The 7,009-nt window shown below is 32.9% G+C and carries 8 protein-coding genes; 7 read left to right on the top strand and 1 reads right to left on the bottom strand.

Features of this window, described 5'->3' with window-relative positions:
- From Q0649_RS22700 to rnfB, 6 genes are all read left to right on the top strand, one after another.
- On the top strand, positions 1-789 hold a 789-nt coding region (locus Q0649_RS22700; protein ID WP_298847349.1), incomplete at its 5' end, for an RnfABCDGE type electron transport complex subunit C.
- Positions 786-1,775, top strand: coding sequence for an RnfABCDGE type electron transport complex subunit D (locus tag Q0649_RS22695; protein WP_298847347.1), 990 nt, complete (start codon positions 786-788; stop codon positions 1,773-1,775). The genes Q0649_RS22700 and Q0649_RS22695, both read left to right, overlap by 4 nt.
- A 6-nt stretch (positions 1,776-1,781) precedes the next feature.
- Positions 1,782-2,366: an FMN-binding protein gene (locus tag Q0649_RS22690; protein ID WP_298847344.1), complete on the top strand. Its 585-nt coding sequence runs from the start codon at positions 1,782-1,784 to the stop codon at positions 2,364-2,366.
- A gap of 1 nt (position 2,367) precedes the next feature.
- Entirely contained in the window at positions 2,368-2,991 is a 624-nt protein-coding gene (rsxE, locus tag Q0649_RS22685) for an electron transport complex subunit RsxE (RefSeq protein WP_298847341.1), read from the top strand.
- Positions 2,991-3,572, top strand: a complete 582-nt coding sequence (locus tag Q0649_RS22680; protein ID WP_298847338.1) for an electron transport complex protein RnfA — start codon at positions 2,991-2,993, stop codon at positions 3,570-3,572. The genes rsxE and Q0649_RS22680 overlap by 1 nt, the downstream gene beginning before the upstream one ends.
- Before the next feature lie 20 nt (positions 3,573-3,592).
- On the top strand, positions 3,593-4,468 hold the full coding sequence (gene rnfB / locus Q0649_RS22675; protein ID WP_298847336.1) for an RnfABCDGE type electron transport complex subunit B: 876 nt from the start codon (positions 3,593-3,595) through the stop codon (positions 4,466-4,468).
- Between the two features lie 178 nt (positions 4,469-4,646).
- Here rnfB and Q0649_RS22670 read toward each other — a convergent pair whose 3' ends face one another.
- The gene (locus tag Q0649_RS22670) at positions 4,647-5,039 is read right to left on the bottom strand and encodes a NusG domain II-containing protein (protein WP_298847333.1); all 393 of its coding nucleotides are present in this window, start codon (positions 5,037-5,039) and stop codon (positions 4,647-4,649) included.
- Between the two features lie 550 nt (positions 5,040-5,589).
- Here Q0649_RS22670 and Q0649_RS22665 point away from each other — a divergent pair.
- Positions 5,590-6,723 carry a C40 family peptidase gene (locus Q0649_RS22665; protein WP_298847330.1) on the top strand — a complete coding sequence of 378 codons (1,134 nt, stop codon included), beginning with the start codon at positions 5,590-5,592 and terminating at the stop codon, positions 6,721-6,723.
- The last annotated feature ends 286 nt before the right edge of the window (positions 6,724-7,009 follow it).

The raw sequence follows: 7,009 nt of genomic DNA, 5'->3' as shown, positions 1-7,009 counted from the left end.
GCTATTGGTGTAAAATTAGTAATGAAGGTTCTTGGAGTTGAAAAAGCATTTGTTGGAATAGAAGATAATAAACCAGAGGCTGTCATTGCTATGCAAAAGGCATTTGCAGGAACTACAGTTAATGTAGTGGCAATACCTACTAAATACCCACAAGGTGCTGAAAAAATGCTTATTAAAGTACTTGTAAATCGTGAGGTTCCGTCAGGAAGCTTACCAATGGATGTTGGTGTAGTTGTTCAAAATGTTGGTACAGTCGTTGCAATTTGTGACGCAGTTGTAAGTGGAATTCCATTAATTGAAAGAGTAACAACTATAAGTGGAAGTGCTATCAAGGAACCTAAAAACCTTTTGCTTAGAATAGGAACATCATTTGAAGATGCCATTGCTAATTGTGGCGGATTTAAAGAACCACCAGCTAAAATTATTATGGGTGGTCCGATGATGGGATTTGCTCAATCAAATTTAAATATTTCTATAATTAAAGGAGTTTCAGGAATACTTGCATTAAATAAAAAAGATATTAATAACGGAACTCAATCTCCTTGTATTCGTTGTGGTAAATGTGTAAGTGTCTGTCCTTGTGGACTTAATCCGAGTATGCTAAGTATACTAGGAGAAAATGACTTATATGAGGAAGCAAAACTTGAACAAAATCTTTTTGATTGTGCTGAATGTGGAAGCTGTGTTTATGTATGCCCAGCTAAGCGTAATATTGTACAATATATTAAATACAGCAAAATGAGAAACAATGCAGATGCTGCTAAAAAGAAGGAGGCTCTAGCTAAATGAGTGAAGTAAAATTACAAGAGAATCTTTTTACCGTAACCACATCACCACATATACGTGCAGAAGCATCTATTTCTAAAATTATGTGGAGTGTAAGTTTAGCGTTAACACCAGCTGCGCTTTTCGCAATTTATCACTTTGGAACTCCTGCATTATTTGTAATACTTGCGGGAAGTTTATCTGCGGTAGGATTTGAATATATAGTACAAAAACTTAGAAAAATACCAGTAACTGTTTCTGATGGAAGTGCATTTTTAACAGGATTTTTGCTTGCAATGTGTTTACCACCATCAATACCGCCTTATATGGCAGTAGTAGGTTCGTTTTTAGCTATTGTAGTTGCAAAACACGCTATGGGTGGCCTTGGATTTAATATTTTTAATCCAGCTCATATTGGACGTGCTGCTCTTATGGTTTCATGGCCAGTTGCAATGACAACTTGGACAAATTTGAGCGGAAAGGTAGATATTGTATCATCCGCAACACCTTTAAATATTTTAAAACAACAAGGTTATTCAAAATTAATTGAAACTTTTGGAAGCGCACCTCAAATGTATAAGGATTTATTCCTTGGTTTTCGTAATGGAAGTATAGGGGAAACATCTACAATATTACTTATGCTTGGAGGAATATATTTAATTTATAAAGGTTATGCAAATTGGGTAGTTCCAGTATTTATGATTGGAACTGTAGGTATTTTAACTTGGATATGTGGACCAACTGGTTTGTTTACAGGAGATCCGTTATTCCATATGATGGCTGGAGGCCTAATTATTGGAGCTTTCTTTATGGCTACAGATATGGTTACCATCCCAATTACGAAGAAAGGGCAGATAGTTTTTGCTATTGGAGCTGGAGCGATTACGGTATTAATAAGGCTTAAGGGTGGATACCCTGAAGGGGTTTGTTATTCTATTTTATTAATGAATGCAGTTACACCACTTATTGATCGCTTTATGAAGCCTGTTAAATTTGGAGCAAGGGGGTAGTGAAAAATGTCAGATGAGAATAATATCGAGCCAAAGGTTAATCACGAGAAAAAATATAGTATTTTTCAAATTACTATAAATTTAACAATTGCCTGTTTTATATCAGGATTGATTATTGCTATAGTATATTTTATAACTGCGCCAGTTGCAGTAAAAACTGCGGCAGGAATTAAAACTGATGCAATGAAATCATTAGTGGTAGGTGCACAAAAGTTTAATCCTATAAAAAATAAACCTGATTGGTTTACTGCAGAAAAAGATGGAAAAATAGTTGGATATGTTGTACCCGCAGAAAGTAAAGGATATGGTGGAGCAATTACAATGCTAGTGGCAGTTACACCACAGGGCAAAATTATTGAATTTACTATATTAGAGAGTAAAGAAACACCTGGACTTGGAGATAATGCAAGTAAAGATCCTTTTAGAAACCAATTTAAAGGTAAGGCAGTCAAAGATTTAGAAGTAACAAAAGACCCAACAAAAACAAATAATATTCAAGCTATGACTGGTGCTACCATTTCTTCTAAAGCGGTAACTAAAGGCATTAAAGAAGCTGTGCAAGAAGTTACACAGTTTGTAGGGAGGAAATAATATGAAAGATTTATGGAACATATTTAAAAAAGGGATTATTGAAGAGAATCCGATTTTTGTTCTTGCACTTAGTCTTTGCCCTGCACTCGCGGTAACAAGTAGTGCGCTAAATTCTTTGGTTATGGGACTTGCAGTATTGTTTGTTATTACTGCTAATAATATGGTTGTATCTGTTACTAGAAAATTAGTAAATCCGACGGTTCGTGTACCGGTGTATATTACTTCAGTTGCAACAATTGTTACTGTAGTACAGTTAGTATTACAGGCATATTTGCCAGCACTTAATAAGGCGCTAGGAATATATCTTGCATTAATTGTTGTTTTTGCAATTATTTTAGCTAGAGCAGAAGTTTTTGCTTCAAAGAATAAGGTTATTCCATCTATGTTTGATGGACTTGGAATGGGCTGTGGTTTTGCACTTGGACTTGTGTTAATTGGGGTAGTTCGTGAACTCATTGGTGCAGGAAGCTTATTTGGAATAAAAGTTCTTGGTTCTTGGTATAATCCAGCACTTATCATGGTTTTATCACCAGGCGCATTTATATTAATTGGCTACATGGTAGCTGGTTTTAAGATGTGGATTGACCATAGCGAAAAAGTTAAACTCGAGAGAGGTGAGATGTAATGGGTCATTATTTAACCATACTTGCAAGTAATATAGTTGTAAATAATTTTGTTTTAACAAGGTTTTTAGGACTCTGTATTTTCTTTGGAGTTTCGAAAAGCTTAAATGCGTCTATTGGTATTGGAATGGCTGTAACTTCAGTTATGACATTAAGTTCTATGATGGCATGGTTGGTTTATCATTTTGTATTAGCACCTTTTAATTTAACATTTTTAACAACGGTGGTATTTGTACTTCTAATTGCTAGTTTTGTTCAGCTTTTAGAAATGATTATTAAAAAATATGCACCTACTTTATATAACATGTGGGGTATTTATTTATTATTAATTGCTACAAATTGTATTGTATTTAGTGTACCACTTTTAAATGTAGAAAATAATAATTCGTTTTTAGACAGTGCGGTAACTGCAGTAGGCGCCGGGTTAGGCTTTACTTTGGCAATCGTCCTTATGGCAAGTTTAAGAGAAAAATTAAGACTTGCGGATGTCCCAAAACCACTTCAAGGGCTTGGTGTAGCGTTTATTTTAGCTGGAATGCTTGCATTAGCCTTCTTAGGATTTTCTGGGATGATACCAGTATAAAAAGGAGCTGAAAAATTAATATGAGTAATTTAGAAATTGCAATTGCAGTGTTAATTGTAATGACAATAGTTGGATTGGTGTTTGGTTTGATTTTAGCATTTGCTAATAAAAAGTTTTCTATTGAAATAAATCCTCTAATTCACATAGTCGAAGATATATTACCAAAAGGTCAGTGTGGAGCCTGTGGATTTGCTGGTTGTATGGGTTATGCAGAAGCCGTAGTTACAAACCCAGATGTAGCACCAAATCTTTGTGTTCCAGGTAAAGCAGTTGTTGCAAAAATGGTAGCTGAATTAACTGGTAAAGCAGCAGCTGAAGTTGAACCTAAAATTGCGTTCGTACATTGTGCAGGTAGCAAAGAGAAGGCTGTTAAAGCTTATGAGTATAAAGGTGTACAAGATTGTGTTGCAGCATCATTACTACAAGGTGGACCCAAGGGATGCCAGTATGGTTGTATGGGATTTGGAACATGCGTTAAAAATTGTCCCTTTGGTGCAATGACAATGGGCGAAAATGGATTGCCAATTATTGATGAGAAAAAATGTACAGGCTGTGGAGTATGTAAGTCAGTTTGTCCAAAGAAAGTTATCGATTTAGTTCCACCTGGTATTCATGTAGCTATAAATTGTAAATCAAATGACAAGGGCGCAGTAGCTCGTAAACTTTGCACAATAGCATGTATTGGTTGTGGAATTTGTGTTAAAAATTGTTTGCATGGTGCTATAAAAGTTGAAAATAATTTAGCGGTAGTAGACAGCAAAATTTGTATGTCAGAGTGTAATGAAACTACTTGCACAGCTAAATGTCCTACTGGAGCAATTAAAGCTTTTATAAAGGAAGCTCCAGCAGCAAGTATAGCAGCAAAACCAGTTGAGAATAAAACTCTCGCTGATTAAAATAGAATATTGTGATTTAAAGAAAAAACGCCAAAATTAGATATTAATTTTGGCGTTTTTCTAGTTAAGAGCTAAACAAGGTATAATTTTTATATAAAAAATGAGATATATTATATAACTTATATATATCAATTTCTGGCGCAATTTTTGTATTATATTATAATTGGATCTAGATTTCTTAGTTAGACATTGCGTCTATTTTTTCATTTTTTGTAGATTCAATATTAACTTCAATTTTATTTGGTAAACAAACTATAATTTTATATTTGGTGTTTATCCATCCGGTATTAGAGCAAATTTTCTTAGGACAAATTTTTCTATCCATTTCAAGCATTCTTACACTTCCATTTTTTACTTCTAAATAACCGTTGTTTCCATAAAAATCAAATTTATAAATCTTGCTCTTTTCATAATTAGGTAATGGTATTTCTTTAATTATTTTTCCTTGTACTTTAATAACAGCTTTCTTATTATCGGTTCCAGTATTTTCTGTAATATATAAAAGAAGAGCCGATATCAAGCAAATAATTAAAAGCCCACCGATTATAATTTTATCCCATTTAGTTTTCAACGTATTACACTCCTTATTAAATTTACATATTTATATCATAATCTTTCTATTTCTATCCAGATTCATATGAGGCTTATTTACTCAAAGTTTATAAAGTAATAATAACATATAAGCTAGGTTGTAAGATCTCCATTGAGTAAAAATAACAAAGTATTTATTAACATATTTTACATTGTTAAACTTATTTATGAAATATGTTTTTAAAAATCTTAAGGTGTTCATAAATTCGACTACGGTTATATTTTTTTATAAACTAGAAAGATGTAATATACTCTTTAATGTACAAATTAACATATAGACAAAAACAATTAAGGAGTGATATTAAATGAAACATGTAAATCTTAATACTATGAATAAATTGATGACTATTTGCTAACTTAGGAATTAATCAGTTCATATATGACCAAGTTTTAACCTAACCTTAGAAATAATAAAAGGGATAGCTTTAAAAAAAATGTGTGCATGCTGGTAATCTTCACAACAAACACATAAGTTTTTGGTATATTTATTAAGTGTTTTATAATTTTAAATAAATGAAGGAGATGTAATAATGAAGAATGTATTGAGAAACCTTGCGGTTGTAATTACATTAATTTTCACGTCAAATGTAACTGCATTAGCGGCCCCAGTAAATGAGAAGTTACAACAGCAGAAAGATTCACTAACGAAAATTCAGACTGAGAGAGACGGAGTCGAAACAAAAATAGAAGAGTTTGATAATGAAATCGAAAAGATTATGACTAAAACAGAAGAGAATAAAGGAAAGATAGCTGAAACTGAAAAGGCAATCGAAAGTGCAACTGTGCAGATTAATAAGGTTAAAAGTGATGCACAGAAGGAACAAAAATTATATAATAGTAGAATGAGAGTATTGTACATGAACGGTTCAGAGGGGTACGTGAGTATTATACTAAATTCAGAGAGTTTTGGTGATCTTGTATCAAGAGTAGATAACATAAAAACCATTATAGAGTTTGATAAAAAGCTAGCGGCTAGGCTTAAAGCTGCTCAAGATGAATTAAATAAAAAACAGCAAAGTCTAAATACGACAAAGGGAGCATTACAGAGTTTGCAAGTAGAGAATAAGCAGAAGATAGACACGATACTGGTCACTAAAGAGTCACAAAATAAATTAACAACCGAATTAAAGAGTAAAGAAATTGTTGCTAAAGAAGTACAAAATAAATTGATAGCTGGATTAAATAGTAAGAAAGATGTTTCAGTGCAGAAGATAACCCAGCCTCAAGTGTCAATAAAAAATAGTACAACGAAACTAAGTAATATAAGGAAATCTACTCCTAAATATACGCCTTCAAGGGGTGGAGCTACTGTATCGCAAGCTGCTATAATAGCCTATGCTTCTACCTTTCTTGGGACACCATATTTGTGGGGTGGAACAACGCCTTCAGGATTTGATTGCTCAGGATTCACTCAATACGTATATGCCCATTTTGGAATATCTGTAGGAAGAACCACATTTGATCAGATTAATGATGGTGTAGAAGTACCAAGGGATAAGCTTCAACCAGGAGATTTGGTGTTTTTTGGAACGTTCGCTAATCCTCATCATATGGGGATGTACATTGGGGATAACAATTATATACATGCTCCTCATACAGGAGATTTTATTAAAATTTCACCTGTGGGAAGAAATGATTATGTTACAGCTAGAAGAGTAAAATAAAAAGTACATAAAAAAATTAATAATGAAATTAGAGATTTTGAACCAATTACAAATAAGATTTATATTATAAGACAATATACCAAAGTTTGATTTGCTTAAAATAGGGACAAGCTTCTGTAGAATTTTTATTTCTTTTATAAGTCGAGGATGGATTAGTATTAGGAAATATTCTGAGATGAGTATGTTACTTATTATTCCTATATAATAATATAAAATAATATTATGTCCCTAATTAATAAGACATACCAATACAGATCGAAGAGCACACGTCTGAACTCCAGTCACC

Origin of the sequence: uncultured Clostridium sp. (assembly GCF_937920395.1) — a bacterium.
Classification (GTDB): domain Bacteria; phylum Bacillota; class Clostridia; order Clostridiales; family Clostridiaceae; genus Clostridium_AD.
The sequence above is the reverse complement of the archived record's forward strand: the minus strand, read 5'-3'. Positions and strand labels throughout refer to the sequence as shown.